Genomic DNA, 18,707 nt, shown 5'->3' with positions numbered 1-18,707 from the left:
GGAGTTTTCGGCGCGTATGCCCCAAAGGAAAAAGGGCGCCGATCGCTCGACGCCCTCTCCCGTATCTCAGACCAGCTCCGCCCTACGCGGCGTCGCCGGTCTTCTTCTTCTCGGCATAGACGCGGATCGGTTCCTTGCGGCCTTCGATCACGTCCTTGTCGATCATCACCTCGTCGACGCCGTCCATGCCGGGCAGGTCGAACATCGTGTCGAGCAGGATGCTCTCCAGGATCGAGCGAAGCCCGCGCGCGCCAGTCTTGCGTTCGATGCCCTTCTTGGCGACCGAGACCAGCGCGTCGTCGGTGAAGCCGAGCGCGACGTCCTCCATCTCGAACAGCTTCTGGTACTGCTTGACCAGCGCGTTCTTCGGCTCCTTGAGGATCTTCACCAGCGCGTCGACATCGAGATCCTCGAGCGTCGCGATCACCGGCAGACGGCCCACGAACTCGGGGATGAGCCCGAACTTCAGCAGATCCTCGGGCTCGACCGACTTGAGCGTCTCGCCGGTCTTGCGCTCGTCGGGTCCTGCGACATACGCGCCGAAGCCGATCGACTTGCCCTGGAGGCGATCGCCGATGATCTTCTCGAGACCTGAAAACGCACCGCCGCAGATGAACAGGATGTTGGTCGTATCCACCTGCAGGAATTCCTGCTGCGGATGCTTACGGCCACCCTGCGGCGGCACCGACGCGGTCGTGCCTTCCATCAGCTTGAGCAACGCCTGCTGCACGCCTTCGCCCGACACGTCGCGCGTGATCGAGGGGTTCTCGGCCTTGCGCGAAATCTTGTCGATCTCGTCGATATAGACGATCCCGCGCTGCGCCCGCTCGACGTTATAGTCGGAGGCCTGGAGCAGCTTGAGGATGATGTTCTCGACATCCTCGCCGACGTAGCCCGCTTCGGTCAGCGTCGTCGCATCGGCCATCGTGAACGGCACGTCGAGGATGCGCGCGAGGGTCTGCGCGAGCAGGGTCTTGCCGCACCCGGTCGGGCCGACGAGCAGGATGTTCGACTTGGACAGCTCGACATCGGCACCCTTGGCGCCGTGGTTGAGCCGTTTGTAGTGATTGTGCACCGCCACCGACAGCACGCGCTTGGCGCGCTTCTGGCCGATCACGTAATCGTCGAGGACGTCGCAGATCTCCTGCGGAGTCGGCACGCCGCCGTCCTTCTTGGACACCAGCGCGGACTTCGTCTCCTCACGGATGATGTCGTTGCATAGCTCGACGCACTCGTCGCAGATGAAGACCGTCGGCCCGGCGATCAACTTGCGGACCTCGTGCTGCGACTTCCCGCAGAACGAGCAATAGAGGGTGCTCTTCGAGTCGCCACCGCTCAGCTTCGTCATTCAATCACCTCTCGCGCATGTCGGTGCACGTGCCGTTTCCGGGGCCGCTACCGTAACGCACCCCGGAGTTCCTACAATCAAATAAACCGGCGGGGTTTACGATTCACCCCATGCCCGTCTCGTTCAGGCGGGTTTCGGGGCATCCTCAGATACCGCCGGACGCTTGTCGAACACCTCGTCGATCAGCCCGAAATCCTTCGCCTCGTTCGCTTCGAGGAACGTATCGCGGTCCATCCGGCGTTCGATCTCTTCGATCGGCTGGCCGGTATACTGCGAATACAGCTCGTTCATGCGCTTGCGGATGCGCAGGATCTCGCGGGCCTGGATCTCGATGTCGCTGGCCATGCCCTGTGCACCACCCGATGGCTGATGGATCATGATGCGCGCGTTGGTCATCGCGACGCGCATGCCGGGCTCGCCACTCGCGAGCAGGAAGCTGCCCATCGAGGCGGCCTGGCCGATGCAGACGGTGCCGACGCGCGGACGGATGTACCGCATCGTGTCGTGGATCGCCATGCCCGCCGTGACGACACCGCCCGGCGAGTTGATGTACATGAAGATGTCCTTCTTCGGGTTCTCGGACTCGAGGAAGAGCAGCTGTGCGGTAATCAGCGAGGCCATGCCGTCCTCGACGCCGCCGGTCACGAAGATGATGCGCTCGCGGAGCAGGCGCGAGAAGATGTCGAACGAACGCTCGCCGCGGTTCGACTGCTCGATGACGATTGGCACGAGCCCGGCTTGCGCCGGTGCGGGGGAAACCAGGCCTGCGTGCGTCTGCTGCAGGCCGAGCCCGGCGCTGGCCAACGGGCTCGCGAAATCGCCGGTCTCGAACGGATTGTGCATGGAAATCTCTCTTATGCCCCAGTGAACTGCTAACATCGGCTGTCCGGGAGGGGAGTTCAAGTCCTGCATGCCTGTCGCTCTGGGTGGTGAGAGAGGCTGAGCGATCCTCCCCCGCCAGGGGGAGGTGGCGCCGAAGGCGACGGAGGGGGAGGACACGAAACCGCAGTTAGCGCCGCCTCCCCCTCCGTCTGGCAAGGGCCAGCCACCTCCCCCTAGCGGGGGAGGATCACAAGAACTCAGTCGAGCTCCGACTTAGATGCCCGGTGCTGGGTAAGCGAGGTATGCCAGGCGACGGACTTCTCGGCGGCCGCGGACCACCGTGTCGAGGATCAGGCCGGTGAAGACGTTGAGGGCGGCGAAGATGCCGAGGCCGGTGATCAGGATCGCGGTCGGGAAGCGGGGGACCTGGTGGATCTCGATGTACGTCAGCACCAGCGGGATGCCGAGGATCAGCGCGAGCAGGCCGAACACGCTGCCGACCGCGCCGAAGAACCATAGCGGACGCTCGATCCGGTAGAGCGTCATGATCGTGCGCAGGATGCGCCAGCCGTCGCCGTACGTGCTGAGCTTCGATTCGGAGCCTTCGGGGCGCGCGTAATAGGGTGTCTCGACCTCGCCGATCGGCATCTTGAGTTCGAGCGCGTGGACGCTGATTTCGGTCTCGATCTCGAACCCGGCCGAGAGCGACGGGAAGCTCTTCACGAACCGGCGCGAGAACACGCGGTAGCCCGACAGGATGTCGGTGAAGCTGCGGCCGAACAGGCGGGCGAGCATGCCGGTGAGCAGCGCGTTGCCGAAACGGTGGCCGCGGCGGTAGCTTTCCTGGACCTGACTGATGCGTGAGCCGACGACCATGTCGAGTTGCTCGTCGAATACGCGCTTTACCAGGTTCGGTGCAGAGGCAGCGTCGTAGGTCGCGTCGCCGTCGGCCATCACGTAGATGTCCGCGTCGATGTCGGCGAACATCCGGCGGACGACCGCGCCCTTGCCTTGGATGCGCTCGGTGCGGACGACGGCGCCGGCGGCGCGCGCGACCTCGATCGTGCGGTCGGCGCTGTTGTTGTCGTAGACGTAGATGGTGGCGTTCGGCAGCGCGGCGCGGAAACCGGCGATCGTCTGCGCGATCGCGGCTTCCTCATTGTAGCACGGGAGCAGGACGGCGATTCTTGGTTCGGTCATGGCCTGTCCTGCAAAATTGATAGACGGGATCGGACGTCGAGCAGCAGGCATAACGTCAGTTACCGAACCATCCCAAAACGCACTTCCCCGGCGGAGGCCGGGGCCCAGTGGGGAAGGTCCATAACGGAGCTTTGCGCGCCGTTACAGCTACCTTTCCAACTGGGCCCCGCCCTCCGCCGGGGAGGTGGTATATCTAGTACCGGTCCTACCCACTCCGTCACCCCGGGCTGGTTCCGGGGTCCACCGTTCCACACGCTCATCGGCTTGAGAGTGTGCGGAACCGTGGATGCCGGAACGAGCCCGGCATGACGGAGGGACGCGTTACGCCTCGGTCTTGGTCGCGGCCTTCTTCGCGCGCGGCTTCTTCGCCGGTGCGTCTGCAGCCTCAGCACCCTCTGCGTTCTCAGCAGCAACCGGCGACGATTCCGTCACGGCGGTCTCCGCTTCGACCGGAGCCGCCTTCTTCTTGGCAGGCGCCTTCTTCGCAGGCTTGGCCTCTTCCGCTGCGTCCGAAGCGGGAGCCTCTTCCGTCACGCCTTCGTCCGAAGCTGCCTTCTTCTTGGCAGCGGCCTTCTTCTTCGGCTTGTGATTGTCGTGATCATGCGTGTGCGTGCCACTCGCGAAACCGTCCTCGCTCTCGATCGCGGCCTCAAGCTCCTCGCGCGTGGCTTCGCGGTCGGTGATCTCGGCCTTCTCGAACAGGAAGTCGACGACCTTGTCCTCGTAGAGCGGCGCGCGCAGCTGGGCGGCCGCCATCGGCTCCTGCTGGATGTACTGCATGAACTGCTGGCGCTGCTCGGCGGGATACTGCTGCGCGGCCTGGGCGAGCAGACGCTGCATTTCCTGGTTCGAAACCTCGACGCCGTTCGCCTGGCCGATCTCGGACAGGAGCAGGCCAAGGCGCACGCGACGCTCGGCGATCTTGCGGTAATCGTCGCGCTCGCCTTCCATCTCGGCCATCGCAGCCTCGGGATCGGCCTCGTGCGTGGCTTCATGCTGGAGCTGCGACCAGATCTGGTTGAACTCGGCTTCGACCATCGACGGCGGCACTTCGAAGTCATGACCCTCGGCGAGCTGGTCGAGCAGCTTGCGCTTCATGTGCGTGCGCGTGAGACCGTTATGCTCCTGCTCGATCTGACCCTTCAACAGCCCCGTGAGCTGCTCGAGGCTCTCAAGACCCAGCGACTTCGCCAGATCCTCGTCGATCTTGCTCTCGCCCGCGGTCTTCACCGACTTGACGGTGATGTCGAACGTCGCCGGCTGGCCTGCGAGCGACTTCTCCTGATACTCCTCGGGGAAGGTCACGTTGAGGACCTTGTCGTCGCCGGTCTTCACGCCGACGAGCTGATCCTCGAAGCCGGGGATCAGGCGACCCGCGCCGAGCTCGACGCCCATGTCGGTGCCGGTGCCGCCCTCGAACGCAACGCCGTCGGCGGTCTTGCCGACGAAATCGACGGTGACGAGATCGCCCATCTTGGCGACGTAATCGTCGGCCGCGTCGTCCCACTTCTTCTGCTGGTCGGCGAACTTCTGGAGCTGCTCGGTGACCGCGTCGTCGGCGACGGGCACGGTCAGGCGCTCGAGCTTGATACCGTCGATCGCGGGTGCGGGGACCTGCGGGAGGACCTCCATCTCGACCTTGACCACGGCGTCCTTGCCGAGATCATAGCCGTCTTCCAGCTCGACCGAAGGCTGCATCGCGGGGCGAAGCTGCTTCTCGGCGACGAGCGTCTGGACGCTCTCCTGGATCGCCGCGTTCAGCGCGTCCTGCGTCAGCGCCGGGCCGTGCATCTTGCGGATGAGGTTCGCCGGCACCTTGCCCGGACGGAAGCCCGGCATCTTCATCTGCGGCGCGAGGCGCTTCAGCTCGACATCGACCTTGGCATCGATATCCTTCGCGGTGATGGTGAGCGTAAAGGCGCGCTTGAGGCCCTCGTTCAACGTCTCGACAGTCTGCATGTCCGGCCTTTTGTTATAAGAGCATTCGGGATAATTCTTCGGGCGGTCGCCTCGCCTGCGCGGCGGGCTGGTGCGGGCGAAGGGACTCGAACCCCCACATCTTGCGATACTTGGACCTAAACCAAGCGCGTCTACCAGTTCCGCCACGCCCGCACAGGACATCGCCGTAGGGGGCGCGTCTATACCAACGTTGCATGCGGGGGCAAGCACATAGGCAACTCCCGCCGATTACAGGCGTTGAGTAGCGAGAAGGAGAGACATCATGGCTACCCAACCCCCGGCAGAATTCCCGACCCCGACGCCCCCGGTCGAGCCGACCGCGCCGCCGCCCGAGTTCAATCCGCCTGCGCCGGATATCGACGTGCCGGCGCCGGGAACGCCGTCGAATGATCCTGCCCCCGTTCAGCCGGAGTTTTAAGCATGAGCGATCCGCATTCCGGCACGAACCCCGAAACGCTCCCCGAGGATCGTGACGAGGATACCCGCAGCGATATCGAACAGGCGGTGGAGTCGCGCTCCGACGCGGTCGAGCGCGGCGAAGGCGGCGACGAGCCCGATACGTTCACCGACAGCGGACTGCATGATGGCGTCGGCGGCACCGGTGGTGTCGTGAAGAACCAGGACGACGACGCGCAGTAAGCGTCAAGAGGTCGGCAGATGGTGGTCGGTGCGATACGCGTCGACCGCCATCAACAGGCCGGCAATTTCCGCCGTCGAAAGCAGGAAAGAGCGTTCGCCGCCGTTTTGCGCCATGATTTTGAACGGCCATGACGTGATTCCATCGCGCCCGTACATTTTGGCATTGGCGCTGAGCAACGGCGCGGCGATCTTAAACCCGATGGTCTCGGACCTCAGGCAGGCAAAGCCCCTCGGGCATGATGCCTTCAGGCGCGCGATCCGTTGCGTCGCGACCGCGCGCGGCCCTGCGGGCGTTGCATAATTGGCCGTATTCCAGTTCGCCCAACCATAGTCGCGATACCGTATCCTGACATACGCCTGATACGAGACCCGGCCCGTCGTCTTGTCGATGAAGGCCCGAAGAAAGACGTCATCGGGCGCAGGCCCCAGCAGCGGCTTTCGCTCGACGAACCCATTCGCCGTGGTGATCGTCGCGACGGTGTCCAGAGCGTCGTCATGAAGCGTCGTTCGGACCTGGAACTGAGCCGGCGTCATCGCCGCAAGCCGCCGCTCGCCGCTGGACCGGCTTGATGCAGCCGACGCCTGACCGATGACGAGCGTCAGGATCGCGACCGTCATTGTCCCTCTGGTCGCCATCTGCCGCCTCCCCGTCTCAGTGAAGCGCGTTCGACTGACACGCGCAATCCGTGGGAACGGCAATCCGGCCGGTTTCGGATCGGTCCTTTTTTCGAGCGTCGGTCACCCACGCGTCGGTCAGCACCGATACAGGTTGCCGCGACTACGCTAAGATACTGCATTCCCCTCTGTTTCAGGACCCGTCGATCTTCACGCTGCCCAGCCTTAGCCAACCGCACACGCTGTATGTCGCACTCGGCATCGCCGTCGTCGTGCTCGTCGTCGCGCAGCGCATCCCGATCGTGCGGACGCTGGTGAATATCGGCATGACGCTCGTGCTGGTCGGCTTGCTGTTCGTCGCGGTTGACCAGCGGCGCCAGTTCGACCCGTATGTCGGCAAGATCGCCCGGTTCCTCAAGATCGAGGACCAGCAGGTGGTCGGTGGCGAGGTCCGTATCAGGATGTCGCCGGATGGCCATTTTTGGGCGCGGGCGACGATCGACGGGGTCAGCCGTCGCCTGCTGATCGACAGCGGCGCGACGATCACCGCGATCTCGGAACAGACGGCGGACGCTGCGGGGATCGACGCGCGGGTCGGCGTGATGCCGATCGTGCTGCAGACCGCCAATGGGCCGATCGCGGCGAAGACGGGGACGATCGCGAGCTTGCGGCTCGGCGCGATCGTCGCGCGGGACTTGCAGGTCGTGGTGTCGCCCGCGTTCGGCGAGACCAACGTGCTGGGGATGAACTTCTTGTCGCGGTTGGCGTCGTGGCGCGTGGAGGAGAACACGCTGATCCTCGTGCCGCATCATCCGCAGAAGGTGGACGGGTAAGGCCGCCTCCGTACACAACCACCCCGGCGAAGGCCGGGGCCCAATTGGAAAGGTTGCAGTAACGAAGCGCCGCCCATCGTTATCGCCGTGCCCCAATTGGGCCCCGGCCTCCGCCGGGGTGGTGCATGCTGAGGTGGGCGAACTACACTTCTGCTAGTTCCCTCGCGAACGCGGGGGCCCAGGAATCAAGCAGCGTCACGCTCAGTTACCCTGGACTCCCGCCTTCGCGGGAGAACGGACCAGGGCGGGAGAGCGGCTTAACCGCCAACCGCCAACCCCCAGCTTACGAAGCCACCGACTCCCCAAGCATTCCCTTCAACACCTCGTTCACCACAGCAGGGTTAGCCTTCCCCCCCATCGCCTTCATCGTCTGCCCAACGAAGAACCCAAACAGCTTGTCCTTACCGCCACGATAATCAGCAACCTTGTCCGCGTTCGCCGCCATCACGTCAGCGATCACCGCCTCGATCGCCCCGGTATCGCTGGTCTGCTTCAACCCGCGATCCTCGACCACCTTCGCCGCGCCGTCGCCGGTCTCGAGCATCACCTCGAACACCTGCTTGGCGAGACTCCCCGACAACGTGCCGTCCGCGATCAGCCCCAGCAGTTCCGCTGCCTGCGCCGGCGAAACCGGCGAGTTCTCGATGTCCTTCCCCGTCCGGTTGAGCGCCCCGAACAGCTCCGACGTCGTCCAGTTCGCCGCCGCTGCCGGCTTCACGCCCGCATCGAGCAACGCATCGAACCACCGCGCCGCCTCGACCTCGGCGGTCAGCACCGTCGCCTGATACGGTGCAATCCCGAGCGCCTCGTACCGCGCACGCTTCGCGTCCGGCAGCTCGGGCAACGAAGCCCGACACTCGGCCAGGAACGCATCGTCAAGCACCAGCGGCAACAGGTCGGGATCCGGGAAGTAGCGATAATCATGCGCGTCTTCCTTCGACCGCATCGAGCGCGTCTCGTTGCGATCGGGATCGTAGAGCCGCGTTTCCTGCTGGATCTTGCCGCCGGCTTCGAGCACCTCGACCTGACGCTTGGCCTCCTGTTCGACCACCGCCATCACGAAGCGCACCGAATTGACGTTCTTCGTCTCGGTCCGCGTGCCCAGCTCGTCGCCGGGCTTGCGCACGCTGACGTTGACGTCGGCGCGCATCGACCCCTCTTCCATGTTGCCGTCGCACGACCCGACATAGCGCAGGATCGATCGCAACTTCCGCAGGTAAGCCCCTGTTTCCGCTGGCGATGCGAGGTCGGGCTTCGACACGATCTCCATAAGCGCGACGCCCGACCGGTTGAGGTCGACGTACGACTGCGTCGGGTGCTGGTCGTGCATCAGCTTGCCCGCATCCTGCTCGACATGAATGCGCTCGACGCCGATCCGCTTGCCCGCGGCATCCGGATTCTTCTCGTCGAGGCTGATGTCGATCGCGCCTTCACCGACGATGGGATGATAGAGCTGGCTGATCTGATATCCCTGCGGCAGATCGGCATAGAAGTAATTCTTACGGTCGAACCGCGACCATTTGTTGATCTGCGCCTCAATCGCCATGCCGGTGCGGACCGCCTGGCGGATGCACTCGCGGTTCGGCACCGGCAGCATCCCCGGCATCGCCGCGTCGACCAGCGACACCTGGGTGTTGGGCTCCGCGCCGAACGCGGTCGCCGCGCCCGAGAAGAGCTTGGCGTTCGACGTCACCTGCGCGTGCACCTCGAGGCCGACCACGACCTCCCACTCGCCGGTTTCGCCCTGGATTCTGTAATCGCTCATGTTACCACCAAGCCTCTGGTCGCGCGGTAAATCCTGCCCGCTGTTCGATCGCGAGCCCTGCGTTCAGCACGCCTTGTTCGTCGAGCGGCTTGCCGATGATCTGCAGCCCGAGCGGCAGGCCCAGTTTGTCGAGGCCACCCGGCACCGACATCGCCGGCAGGCCCGCGAGGCTCGAGGGCACGGTGAAGACGTCGTTCAGGTACATAGCGATCGGATCCGCCGACTTTTCGCCGAGCGCGAACGCCGCCGAGGGTGCGGTCGGGGTCAGCAGGACGTCGCACGTCTCCCAAGCCCGCTCGAAATCGCGCGCGATCAGCGTCCGGACCTTCTGCGCCTGCGTGTAATACGCGTCGTAGAAGCCCGCCGAGAGGACGTACGTGCCGATCATGATGCGGCGCTTCACCTCGGGGCCGAAGCCATCTGCACGCGTCGCGGCGTACATGTCCTGCAAGCCGGCACCAGTCGGCAGGTCGCGGATGCCGTAGCGGACGCCGTCATAGCGCGCGAGGTTCGACGAGGCTTCGGCGGGCGCGATGATGTAATAGGCGGGCAGCGCGTATTTGGTGTGCGGGAGCGAGACCTCGACGATCGTCGCGCCGGCGTCCTTCAGCCAGTCGATGCCCTGCTGCCAGAGCGCCTCGATCTCCTCAGGCATCCCGTCGACGCGATATTCCTTGGGAATGCCGACGCGCAGGCCGTTGAGATTGCCCGACAAACCCGCTTCCCACTTCGGTACGTCGAGCTGCAACGAGGTGCCATCCTTCGCATCGAACCCGGCCATCGCCTCGAGCAGGATCGCGCAGTCGCGGACGTCGCGCGCCATCGGCCCGGCCTGGTCGAGCGACGAGGCGAACGCGATCGTCCCCCAGCGCGAGCAGCGACCGTAGGTCGGCTTGATACCGCTGATGCCGGTGAAGGCGGCGGGCTGGCGGATCGAGCCGCCGGTGTCGGTGCCGGTCGCGCCGGGGCAGAGCCGTGCGGCCACTGCCGACGACGAGCCACCCGACGAGCCGCCGGGGGCGAGCGAGGCGTTGCCGCCGTCGTTGCGCTTCCACGGCGAGATCACGTTGCCGAACGCCGAGGTCTCGTTCGACGAGCCCATCGCGAACTGGTCCATGTTCAGCTTGCCGAGCATCCCCGCGCCCGCGTCCCACAGATTCTGCGAGACGGTCGATTCGTAGGTCGGCGTGAAGCCTTCGAGGATATGGCTAGCCGCGGTCGTCGTGACGCCCTTAGTGCAGAACAGGTCCTTCATGCCGATCGGCACGCCGGCCAGCGGCTTGAGCGTCTCGCCGGCTTCGCGCGCGGTATCGGCGGCGGTGGCGGCGGCGATCGCGTGTTCGGGCGTCTCGACAAGAAACGCGTTCAAGGCCTTGGCCTGGCTCACCTTTACGATGAACGCGTCGGCGACTTCGCGCGCCTTGAAGCTGCCATCGCGGACGCCGTCGCGGATGCCTGCGATCCCGAGGTCTGTGAGGTCGGTCATTATTCGATCACCTTTGGCACGGCGAAGAACCCGTGTTCGGCCACGGGCGCGTTGGCGAGGACCTGCTCACGAATGCCGCCGCCGGTCAGCGGGTCGGCGTTGACGACGTCGTCGCGCAGCCGCAGCGTGTTGGGGATGACGGCGGTCATCGGCTCGATACCGGTCGTGTCGACCTCTTCGAGCATCTCGATCCAGCCAAGGATGTTTCCGAGTTCCGGCGCCATGCGGGCGGCGTCCTCGTCGGTGATCGCAATGCGCGCAAGGCTCGCGATCCGCTTCACGGTTGCAGTATCTACGGACATGCCGTGCGGCTAGCACCCGGCGCGGCGGGGGCGCAATATGTTTCCCTCCCGAGATGAAATCCTCCCCCGCCAGGGGGAGGTGGCGCGAAGCGTCGGAGGGGGAGGACACGGAACCGAAGTTACCCTTACCTCCCCCTCCGTCTGGCAAGCGCCAGCCACCTCCCCCTGGCGGGGGAGGATCGTTCGAGTCCGACCAACGTGAGGGAGTACATTGCAACCACGCCCCGCATACGGCACGGGAGCGACACCGCCTGCACGGAAGGTCCCGCTTGGCCCGCAAGTTTCTCTATTTCGTCGCCGCGATGATCGTCCTCGCGATCGCCGCGCTGCTCGCCTACCGCCTGTTCGGCACGCAGTTGATGCGCGCGGTGATGGTCCCTAGCGAGACTTTCCAAGCGCAACGCGAAGCCCCGCGCAACATCTACGCGCGAAAGATCATGTGGCTCGCCCGCCCCGATGCGCCGGGCAATCCCGCGCTCTGGACGCCGCCCGGCTACGCGCCCGGCGAGCGCGGCACAGGCGCGGCGATCTTCTTCATCCACCCCACCTCGTACATCAACCGCGACCACTGGAACGCGCCGATCGACGACCCCGAGACCAATGCCCGAGCGGAACTGTTCCTGCGCGGCCAGGCCAGCGCGTTCAACGAGGCTGGCGACATCTGGGCGCCGCGCTATCGCCAGGCGACGTTCGGCGCGTTCCTGACCAGCGTTGCGGATAGTGAACGCGCGCTGACATTGGCTTACGGCGATGTCTCTGCGGCGTTCGACCGGTTCCTCAAGGAAGCTGGCCCGACCCGCCCGATCATCCTTGCCGGGCATAGCCAGGGCGCATTGCACCTCACTCGCCTGCTCCGCGACCGCGTTGCGAACGACCCGAAGCTGAAGGCGCGGATCGTTGCGGCGTATGTCGTCGGCTGGCCCGTCTCACGCGCGACCGATCTTCCGAAGATGGGCCTCGCCGAATGCCGCACTGCCGACCAGACCGGCTGTATCCTGTCGTGGGAAAGCTTTGCCGAACCTGCCGATCCGTCGCTGATCATCGATGCTTATGACCAGACCACCGGCTTCAACGGCCAGCCGCGGAAAGCCACACCGATGGTCTGCACCAACCCGCTGACCGGTACAGCCGACGCGACCGCACCGGCGACGGCGAACCTTGGCACGCTAGTCCCCTCGGCCGATCTCAAGACCGCGACGATCGCGGCCGGCAGCGTCCCCGCACGCTGTGCCGACCGCGGCTTCCTGCTGATCGGCGAGGGCCCGAACCTCGGGCCGTACGTGCTCCCCGGCAACAATTACCACGTCTACGACTACAGCCTGTTCTGGGCGAACATCCGCGCAGACGCCAACCGTCGCCTGAAGGCTTTCCAATGATCACCCTCTCCGCCGCGCAGTTCCGCGACGCGCTCCCGAACGGCGGCCGGCTGATCGGTCTCGACGTCGGCACCAAGACGATCGGCACCGCGCTCTGCGACGCCGGCTGGTCGTTCGCGAGCCCCGCGCTCCTGATCCGCCGCACCAAGTTCCAGAAGGACAAGACCGCACTCGCCGAGATCATCAAGGCGCAAGCGGTCGTCGGTCTCGTCATCGGCCTGCCGATCAACCTCGACGGCAGCGAAAGCCCGCGCTCGCAATCGACGCGGGCGTTCGCGCAGAACCTCAAGGACATGGGGCTCCCGATCCTGCTCCAGGACGAGCGCTGGTCGACCGTCGCCGTCACCCGCACGCTGATCGAACAGGACGCCAGCCGCGCCAAGCGCGCCGAGTTGGTCGACAAGATGGCGGCGGCGTACATCCTCCAGGGCGCGATCGACGCGCTGGTGACCGCGCAGATCTAGCGGCGCTCGACCCGGTAGAGCGCCGATCCGCCGTTGGTCCAGATCAGCGTAAGGTCGACCGCTTTGGCCGCACCGGGGGGAAAGCCGATCGTCCAGACGTACGAGAACGCGGTGCGGGGAAACCGCGCTATGGCTGTGTCGAAGTCGGATCCGAACGTCCGGCACACTTTTGGCAGCACGATCTGCGAGGGGTCGGCGAGGTACGGCGCGGCCTGCACGTAACGGATGCGCAGGAGTTGCTGCCCCTCCAACGCCCATTGTGCATTGGTGAAGACGTCGCGGCGGACGATCGCCATGCCCGACAAAGCGTCGCGGCGGAGGTCGGACCACGTGTTGCCACACGGCCGCTGGACCAGCGAGAGGACGGTCGCACCGCGCGGGATGTGCGCGACGGCTGCGAGTTCGCGCTGCTGTTCGGTCGCTCGCTCACCGAAACTGACGGTTGTGCCGACCAGCCTCGCGATCAGGAATGCTGTGCCCGCTACCGCCAGCATCGTCGCAAATCGAGTATGGCCCGGCGAGGGCACGATTGCGATCACGGCCAGCATCAGTACGGCAGGGGCCATCCGCATATCGACATAGGCGCCCCCCATCATCAGTCGCGGCAAGATCGCGAACGCCGCCAGGCATGCCAGCGCCGGCCACCCGAGCAGCGCTGAGAAGCCGAGCCGCGGGCTCCGCGTGGCAACATACAACAACGCGGCGAAGGGCATGAGCGACGCGATGTCGAACAGCCGCCAGCGATCTCGCAGGATCGACAGTACCCAGAGCAGCTTGGCTGTCCCGTCGAACCAATCGACCGCCCCCAGACCGATCGTGCCGGTCCTGGCGGGCGCGAGCGACGCCGCCACGATCATGACGATCAACGGAATCGCCAGCGGCAGGCAGCGCACCGCCACCGTTCCAAGCGTCGGGAGCCACGGTCGCCGATCGCGCCGCAATCGCGCCAGTTCCGCTGACGCTGCCATCAGCCCTAACATGCCCCAGCCGAAGCTGTGCGCGACCCAAACCAGGAGCGCGATCGGCACGCTCACGATCGCCCGCAGCACCAGACGATCCTGTCGCCCAAGCCGTATCCACAACGCGAGAGCACAGAAAGCCAGCGCCTGCGACAGCGCGAAATTGACAAAGCCGAACTGGAACGGCCACGCATAGGCAAGCGGCAGCGCAAAGATTGCGGTCGGCGGTACGCGTCCGTGCACCTCGCGTGCTGTCCATAAAAGTCCGGCAACGGTCAGCATCGGGATCGTGATCACCGCCAGCTTGGTCGCCGGTTCGAGGTCAACCAGGCGTGCCAATGCCGGTACCAGCAGGTCCATCCCGAGGTTGGGTATCAGCGCCCAGTGGTACGCGTAGTAGCGCTGGAGATCGGGCGCGGTGGGCAACGCCATTGCGATATGCCATCGCCCCATATGCCCTGGCAGATCGGCGAGCGGAGGGAGCGCTGGCCACAGCAGCGGCACCGCGGACAGCAGAACGAGCGCCACCGCGAACGTGCGCGTTTCCCACCATCGAAGCGCCGTCGCGGTTGCCGTGTCGTCCTGCATCATGCCCCCTGCCACGCCCCGATGTTACACAGCCTTACTAAATTCGGGTTAACCATGCGGCATGGCGGGTCGACGCCGCGACGCTTGCCCCCCGCCCCCGCGCGCACTATCCCGCGGTTTTAATGCGAACCTCAGATCACCGCCCCGCCGCCCTCATCGAAGGCGGCGCCGTCTTCCCGCACCGGCATCTCACCGGCATCGACGGGCTCCAGCCGCACGAGATCGCGTTCCTGCTCGACGAGGCGGAGACGTGGGTCGGCGCGAACCGGACGCATGCGACGCCCGACAAGCGGCTCGCCGGGCTCACGCAGATCAACGCGTTCTTCGAGAATTCCACGCGCACGCTGCTGTCGTTCGAGATCGCGGGAAAGCGGCTCGGCGCCGACGTCGTCAACATGCACGCGGCACAGTCAAGCGTAAAGAAGGGCGAGACGCTGATCGACACCGCGATGACGCTCAATGCGATGCGCGCCGACGTGATCGTCATCCGCCACATGTCGAGCGGCGCAGTGCGGTTGATCGCGGACAAGGTCGACTGCCCGGTGCTCAATGCAGGCGACGGACGGCACGAGCATCCTACCCAGGCACTGCTCGATGCGCTGACGATCCGCCGCCGAAAGGGGTCGATCGCGGGCCAGCGCATCGTGATCTGTGGCGATCTTCTGCACAGCCGGGTCGCACGCTCGAACATCCTCGCGTTGACCGCGCTTGCCGCCGAGGTCCGCGTCTGCGCGCCGTCCACGCTGATGCCGCCGATGATCGAGCGGATGGGCGTCACCGCGTTCACCGATTTCGACAAGGCCTTGGAGGGCGCGGACGTGGTGATGATGCTGCGGTTGCAGAACGAGCGGATGGATGGCGCCTACGTTCCCTCCACGCGCGAATACCGGCTGCGCTACGGCCTGACGCTCGACCGGCTGGCGAAGGCCGCGCCAGACGCGCTGGTGATGCACCCCGGCCCGATGAACCGCGGTGTCGAGATCGACTCCGCGGTCGCCGATCACGCACGCTCGGCGATCACCGAGCAGGTCGAGATGGGGGTCGCCGTCCGCATGGCCTGCCTCGACGTGCTGACCCGAAGAGCACGCGGCGTGGAGGGTTGGGCATGATCCTCGCGCTTACCAATGCAACCCTCGCCTGCCCCGTCGGCGGCGTATCGAAGGGCAATCTGCTGGTTCGCGATGGCGTGATCGTCGCGACCGGCATTGTCGATATTCCCGCCGACGCGGACATCGTCGATTGCGCTGGAAAGACCGTAGCGCCGGGGATTGTTGATCTCGGCGTCGCGAAGGTCGACCGCGCCGCGTTCCGCGCGGGCGGGATCGTGCGGATCGGCCTGATGCCCGACCAGTCGCCCGTGCTCGACGACCCCGGCATCGTCCAGCGCGCCGCGCTGATCGGCAAGCCCGACCTGTGGATTCATCCGATCGCCGCCGCCACGCGCGGACTCGAAGGCCACGACCTTGCCGAGATGGCGATCTGCCTCTCGGCAGGCGCGAAGGCGGTCGGCACGGGGAAGCATTGGATCGCCGACAGCGGCGTGATGCGGCGCGTGCTCGCCTATGCGCGCGATCTCGACGTGACGGTGATCGCGCATGCCGAGGATGGCGGTCTCACCGCCGGCGCGGTCGCGACCGAAGGCGAGACCGCGACCCGGCTCGGTCTTCCCGCCGCGCCCGCTGTCGCCGAAGCGCTGGCGATCGCGCGCGACCTGATGCTGGCCGAAGACACCGGCGCGCGCATCCACATCCGTCAGGTGACGACCGCGGCGGGCTTCGACCTGATCCGCGCGGCGAAGCGTCGCGGCGTCGCCGTCACTTGCGGCATCACCCCTGCGCATCTGCATCTGTCCGAGATCGCGGTCAGCGACTTCCGGTCGTTCGCGCTGGTGTCGCCGCCGTTGCGGGCAGAGGGCGACCGTAGCGCCGCGCTCGATGCGATTGCGGACGGGACGATCGACGTGCTGTGCTCAGGTCACGAACCGCGCGGGCCGGAGGAGAAACGCCTGCCGTTCACCGATTCGAGCAGCGGGATGGCGGGTGCGGAGACGTTGCTGCCGCTCGCGCTGATGCTGGTCCGCGACGACCTACTGACCCTCGAACGCCTGTTCGCGCTGCTGGCGCGCAACCCGGCACGCGTGCTCGGGCTCGATACGGGGACGCTGGAGGCGGGCAAGCCGGCGGATCTCCTGCTGTTCGATCAGCAGGCACCTTGGCAGATCGTCGGCGACGCGTTCAAGGCGGCGGCAGGCAATACGCCGTTCGACGGCCTGCCGGTGCAAGGCCGCGTGCTGCGCTTGTGGAAGGGCGGTCGCGAGGTTCGCTGAACGGAGGCGCACGGTTCGCTGAGGTCGCAGCCTCATCCCCCGAAAACTACCACCCCGGCGAAGGCCGGGGCCCAGTTGGAAAGGTGGATGTAACGGAGGATGGCGCTCAGTTGGCGACGTCCCCCAAACTGGGCCCCGGCCTTCGCCGGGATGGAGGTTAGTTGGTGAGGACGTGCTCCACGCCAGCCCCCTGACAGCCCCCGCTTACGACCGCGACGCCATCTGCATCGCAGGCTTGCGCAACCACTGTGCCATCGCATCGCCTGCGCCCATCCGGACGAAGCACGCACCGCCCTTGGCACGGTAGTCGCGGCACATCGCGACCGCGGCCGACCGGCTGAACCCACCGACCGACAAGCGATAGAAATCCTCGCCGCGCGCCTTGAAGGTCATCCCGTTAGGCGTGTAGCCCGCGAGCGAAGCAAACTGGCGCGACGCGCGGCCCCAGGCATCCTTGGCGACTCCGGCGCTGCCGAACGCGCCGATCTGGACATACCAGTTCCCGGTCGCGGGTGTCTTCACCGCGTAGGCCGCAGTCGCGAGGCCGCGTCCGGACATCGCCGGCGCCGCGGCGACCTTGATCGGCCCCCCGGCCGGCCGCAGCATCATCGCCGGCAACGCCTGCACGACTTCCTGGCGCGGCCCGAACGAGACCTTCGAGAAGGCGGCGGACCGTGCGTCGACCGGAGCAGCGGCCACTTCGACCGGTGCTTCGGCGATCGCCGGATCCACCGCCGCCACAGCCTGTTCCGGCGCGCCCGGCATCACGGGTGCCGGCGCATTCAGCGCCAGCGCGATCGGCTGGCCTCCATCGGCCACCGCCCGCACACCGAGCAAGCTGGCAACCTGGTCCGATGCCTTGGCCGGTTGCGCGAACAGCGCCCATTGCTCGAGCCTGGCATCGACATCCGCCGGCGCCATGTCCGCCGCCGCGACCACGCGCGCCTCCTGCCAGCGCCCCGCCAGCGCAAAGCTCAACGCAAGGTTCTGCCGGACCTTCGCGCTCGTCTCCGGCGACCTGGCGACTGCGGTCAGCAGGGCGATGCCGCCAGCGGTATCGCCCGCGAGCGACAGCGCCAGCCCACGATCGCTCGCCGGGATGATCGCCGAATGCGTCGCCAGCGTCGCGCGCGCAGCCTGCCAGTCCCCCGTGGCGACCTGCGCCAGCGCCAGGTTCAGCGCGGCCTTGCCGTTGGTGGGCGACAACACGAGCGTATCGGCGAACGCGCGCGACGCCGAGGTGAAACGACCACCCTCGAGATAGCTCTGGCCCAGCAGCATACGGTATTCTGCCGATTGCGGCATCGCCGTGACCGCCTCTTCCGCATAGCCGATGGCCGCCGGTCCGTTGCGCGCCGCGAGCGCGGTCTGCGCCCGGCCGGCGTCGTTTGCCGCGGCCTTGGCCACCAGCGCCTGGCTACGATCGCTCGCGGATGCGATGCCGTTGCCGGTGGCGGCACAGCCGACCATCGTGCCACCGAGGAAAAGGGCGGACATGCCGCCCAGGAGAAGTGCGCGCGTGTTCATCGGGATGATCCCTTTTGGCGAAGACGGGTCTCGACCGGAGGTATCTGCGCAGCGAGCGCGTCGACCTCGGGCAAGGAGAGAAGGAAAGAGTCCAGCGCCTGCGTGACCAGATGCTGCGAGGAAAGATTCGTGATCGCGCCGGCGAGCCGAAGCCGCAAATGGCGCTCCGCGTCGAGCCGGAGCGTGAATGCGACCTTGGCACCATGCGCCCGAAGCACGGTTTCGCGACCGATCTGCGCCACCGTTTCGGGCGAGACCGAACGACCCGCGCGCGGTCCAGTCTCGATGCCGTCCTTCAACGCCGCGCGCGCGACCAGCACCTGCGGGATGGCGGCAAATGGCGTATCGGCCCCACCCATGTCGTTCCAGCCGAGATCGTCCGCCACCGGCGTCACATCGGCGTCGGGCTCTGACGCGGCGAGATTCTGCGGGCGCATTGCCGGACGCGCGGCCCCCTTCCGGGCCAACAGCGACGACGACAGCGATGCGAGAGGCTTG

The 18,707-nt window shown here is 66.3% G+C and carries 18 protein-coding genes and 1 tRNA gene; 7 read left to right on the top strand and 12 right to left on the bottom strand.

Features of this window, described 5'->3' with window-relative positions; translation table 11 throughout:
• Positions 1-82: 82 nt before the first annotated feature.
• The 5 genes from clpX to O6Y00_RS09455 form a co-directional block, all read right to left on the bottom strand.
• Positions 83-1,348, bottom strand: a complete 1,266-nt coding sequence (gene clpX / locus O6Y00_RS09475; protein ID WP_056048170.1) for an ATP-dependent Clp protease ATP-binding subunit ClpX — start codon at positions 1,346-1,348, stop codon at positions 83-85.
• A 123-nt stretch (positions 1,349-1,471) separates the two neighbouring features.
• The gene (locus O6Y00_RS09470; RefSeq protein WP_353442339.1) at positions 1,472-2,191 is read right to left on the bottom strand and encodes an ATP-dependent Clp protease proteolytic subunit; all 720 of its coding nucleotides are present in this window, start codon (positions 2,189-2,191) and stop codon (positions 1,472-1,474) included.
• A 252-nt stretch (positions 2,192-2,443) separates the two neighbouring features.
• Positions 2,444-3,370 carry a glycosyltransferase family 2 protein gene (locus tag O6Y00_RS09465; RefSeq protein WP_353442338.1) on the bottom strand — a complete coding sequence of 309 codons (927 nt, stop codon included), beginning with the start codon at positions 3,368-3,370 and terminating at the stop codon, positions 2,444-2,446.
• 321 nt (positions 3,371-3,691) lie between these two features.
• Complete coding sequence (gene tig / locus O6Y00_RS09460; protein ID WP_353442337.1) at positions 3,692-5,329, bottom strand: trigger factor; 1,638 nt, start codon at positions 5,327-5,329, stop codon at positions 3,692-3,694.
• Positions 5,330-5,397: 68 nt separating this feature from the next.
• Positions 5,398-5,482 (bottom strand) — tRNA-Leu (locus O6Y00_RS09455).
• 109 nt (positions 5,483-5,591) lie between these two features.
• On the opposite strand from O6Y00_RS09455, the gene O6Y00_RS09450 reads away from it, so the two are divergent.
• Positions 5,592-5,747 (top strand): hypothetical protein, encoded by a 156-nt coding sequence (locus O6Y00_RS09450; RefSeq protein ID WP_192145012.1) that lies wholly within the window; start codon positions 5,592-5,594, stop codon positions 5,745-5,747.
• A 2-nt stretch (positions 5,748-5,749) separates the two neighbouring features.
• Entirely contained in the window at positions 5,750-5,968 is a 219-nt protein-coding gene (locus O6Y00_RS09445) for a hypothetical protein (RefSeq protein WP_353442336.1), read from the top strand.
• A 3-nt stretch (positions 5,969-5,971) separates the two neighbouring features.
• On the opposite strand, the gene O6Y00_RS09440 is transcribed toward O6Y00_RS09445, so the two are convergent.
• Entirely contained in the window at positions 5,972-6,586 is a 615-nt protein-coding gene (locus tag O6Y00_RS09440; RefSeq protein WP_353442334.1) for a hypothetical protein, read from the bottom strand.
• 68 nt (positions 6,587-6,654) lie between these two features.
• Here O6Y00_RS09440 and O6Y00_RS09435 point away from each other — a divergent pair, with 68 nt between their 5' ends.
• Positions 6,655-7,416, top strand: coding sequence for a retropepsin-like aspartic protease family protein (locus O6Y00_RS09435; protein WP_353442333.1), 762 nt, complete (start codon positions 6,655-6,657; stop codon positions 7,414-7,416).
• A gap of 283 nt (positions 7,417-7,699) precedes the next feature.
• Here O6Y00_RS09435 and gatB read toward each other — a convergent pair whose 3' ends face one another.
• From gatB to gatC, 3 genes are read right to left on the bottom strand one after another with little or no spacing between them, the layout of a single operon-like run.
• Positions 7,700-9,181, bottom strand: a complete 1,482-nt coding sequence (gene gatB, locus O6Y00_RS09430; RefSeq protein ID WP_353442332.1) for an Asp-tRNA(Asn)/Glu-tRNA(Gln) amidotransferase subunit GatB — start codon at positions 9,179-9,181, stop codon at positions 7,700-7,702.
• Between the two features lies 1 nt (position 9,182).
• On the bottom strand, positions 9,183-10,667 hold the full coding sequence (gene gatA, locus O6Y00_RS09425) for an Asp-tRNA(Asn)/Glu-tRNA(Gln) amidotransferase subunit GatA (protein WP_353442331.1): 1,485 nt from the start codon (positions 10,665-10,667) through the stop codon (positions 9,183-9,185).
• On the bottom strand, positions 10,667-10,969 hold the full coding sequence (gatC, locus tag O6Y00_RS09420; RefSeq protein WP_056048145.1) for an Asp-tRNA(Asn)/Glu-tRNA(Gln) amidotransferase subunit GatC: 303 nt from the start codon (positions 10,967-10,969) through the stop codon (positions 10,667-10,669). The genes gatA and gatC overlap by 1 nt, the downstream gene beginning before the upstream one ends.
• A gap of 269 nt (positions 10,970-11,238) precedes the next feature.
• Here gatC and O6Y00_RS09415 point away from each other — a divergent pair, with 269 nt between their 5' ends.
• Positions 11,239-12,345, top strand: coding sequence for a DUF3089 domain-containing protein (locus O6Y00_RS09415; RefSeq protein ID WP_353442330.1), 1,107 nt, complete (start codon positions 11,239-11,241; stop codon positions 12,343-12,345).
• A complete protein-coding gene (ruvX, locus tag O6Y00_RS09410) occupies positions 12,342-12,809 on the top strand; it encodes a Holliday junction resolvase RuvX (protein ID WP_132898100.1) in 468 nt (155 codons plus the stop codon). Before O6Y00_RS09415 ends, ruvX begins: the two co-directional genes overlap by 4 nt.
• Here ruvX and O6Y00_RS09405 read toward each other — a convergent pair.
• Positions 12,806-14,356, bottom strand: a complete 1,551-nt coding sequence (locus O6Y00_RS09405) for a hypothetical protein (RefSeq protein ID WP_353442329.1) — start codon at positions 14,354-14,356, stop codon at positions 12,806-12,808. The two genes, ruvX and O6Y00_RS09405, sit on opposite strands and share 4 nt — an antisense overlap.
• 122 nt (positions 14,357-14,478) lie before the next feature.
• Here O6Y00_RS09405 and O6Y00_RS09400 point away from each other — a divergent pair, with 122 nt between their 5' ends.
• Both O6Y00_RS09400 and O6Y00_RS09395 read left to right on the top strand, forming a co-directional pair.
• A complete protein-coding gene (locus O6Y00_RS09400) occupies positions 14,479-15,465 on the top strand; it encodes an aspartate carbamoyltransferase catalytic subunit (protein WP_353442328.1) in 987 nt (328 codons plus the stop codon).
• Positions 15,462-16,682: a dihydroorotase gene (locus O6Y00_RS09395; RefSeq protein WP_353442327.1), complete on the top strand. Its 1,221-nt coding sequence runs from the start codon at positions 15,462-15,464 to the stop codon at positions 16,680-16,682. Before O6Y00_RS09400 ends, O6Y00_RS09395 begins: the two co-directional genes overlap by 4 nt.
• Before the next feature lie 204 nt (positions 16,683-16,886).
• Here the strand turns inward: O6Y00_RS09395 and O6Y00_RS09390 are convergent, their stop codons facing one another.
• Both O6Y00_RS09390 and O6Y00_RS09385 read right to left on the bottom strand, forming a co-directional pair.
• A complete protein-coding gene (locus tag O6Y00_RS09390) occupies positions 16,887-18,209 on the bottom strand; it encodes an SPOR domain-containing protein (RefSeq protein WP_353442326.1) in 1,323 nt (440 codons plus the stop codon).
• A complete protein-coding gene (locus O6Y00_RS09385) occupies positions 18,206-18,646 on the bottom strand; it encodes a hypothetical protein (protein WP_435368606.1) in 441 nt (146 codons plus the stop codon). Before O6Y00_RS09385 ends, O6Y00_RS09390 begins: the two co-directional genes overlap by 4 nt.
• Positions 18,647-18,707 lie beyond the last annotated feature (61 nt).

This window comes from Sphingomonas faeni (assembly GCF_040407565.1).
Classification (GTDB): Bacteria; Pseudomonadota; Alphaproteobacteria; order Sphingomonadales; family Sphingomonadaceae; genus Sphingomonas; species Sphingomonas faeni_F.
Note: the sequence above shows the minus strand (reverse complement) of the source record. Positions and strands in the feature narration are given on the sequence as shown.

Excerpts from the sequence above, each read along its gene's own strand:
- O6Y00_RS09470 (WP_353442339.1), bottom strand. The coding sequence starts at position 2,191 with ATGCACAATCCGTTCGAGACCGGCGATTTCGCGAGCCCGTTGGCCAGC.
- O6Y00_RS09400 (WP_353442328.1), top strand. The coding sequence starts at position 14,479 with ATGCGAACCTCAGATCACCGCCCCGCCGCCCTCATCGAAGGCGGCGCC.
- O6Y00_RS09440 (WP_353442334.1), bottom strand. The coding sequence starts at position 6,586 with ATGACGGTCGCGATCCTGACGCTCGTCATCGGTCAGGCGTCGGCTGCA.
- O6Y00_RS09445 (WP_353442336.1), top strand. The coding sequence starts at position 5,750 with ATGAGCGATCCGCATTCCGGCACGAACCCCGAAACGCTCCCCGAGGAT.
- tig (WP_353442337.1), bottom strand. The coding sequence starts at position 5,329 with ATGCAGACTGTCGAGACGTTGAACGAGGGCCTCAAGCGCGCCTTTACG.
- O6Y00_RS09465 (WP_353442338.1), bottom strand. The coding sequence starts at position 3,370 with ATGACCGAACCAAGAATCGCCGTCCTGCTCCCGTGCTACAATGAGGAA.
- O6Y00_RS09390 (WP_353442326.1), bottom strand. The coding sequence starts at position 18,209 with ATGAACACGCGCGCACTTCTCCTGGGCGGCATGTCCGCCCTTTTCCTC.
- gatA (WP_353442331.1), bottom strand. The coding sequence starts at position 10,667 with ATGACCGACCTCACAGACCTCGGGATCGCAGGCATCCGCGACGGCGTC.
- O6Y00_RS09405 (WP_353442329.1), bottom strand. The coding sequence starts at position 14,356 with ATGCAGGACGACACGGCAACCGCGACGGCGCTTCGATGGTGGGAAACG.
- O6Y00_RS09450 (WP_192145012.1), top strand. The coding sequence starts at position 5,592 with ATGGCTACCCAACCCCCGGCAGAATTCCCGACCCCGACGCCCCCGGTC.
- ruvX (WP_132898100.1), top strand. The coding sequence starts at position 12,342 with ATGATCACCCTCTCCGCCGCGCAGTTCCGCGACGCGCTCCCGAACGGC.
- gatB (WP_353442332.1), bottom strand. The coding sequence starts at position 9,181 with ATGAGCGATTACAGAATCCAGGGCGAAACCGGCGAGTGGGAGGTCGTG.
- O6Y00_RS09385 (WP_435368606.1), bottom strand. The coding sequence starts at position 18,646 with ATGCGCCCGCAGAATCTCGCCGCGTCAGAGCCCGACGCCGATGTGACG.
- gatC (WP_056048145.1), bottom strand. The coding sequence starts at position 10,969 with ATGTCCGTAGATACTGCAACCGTGAAGCGGATCGCGAGCCTTGCGCGC.
- clpX (WP_056048170.1), bottom strand. The coding sequence starts at position 1,348 with ATGACGAAGCTGAGCGGTGGCGACTCGAAGAGCACCCTCTATTGCTCG.
- O6Y00_RS09395 (WP_353442327.1), top strand. The coding sequence starts at position 15,462 with ATGATCCTCGCGCTTACCAATGCAACCCTCGCCTGCCCCGTCGGCGGC.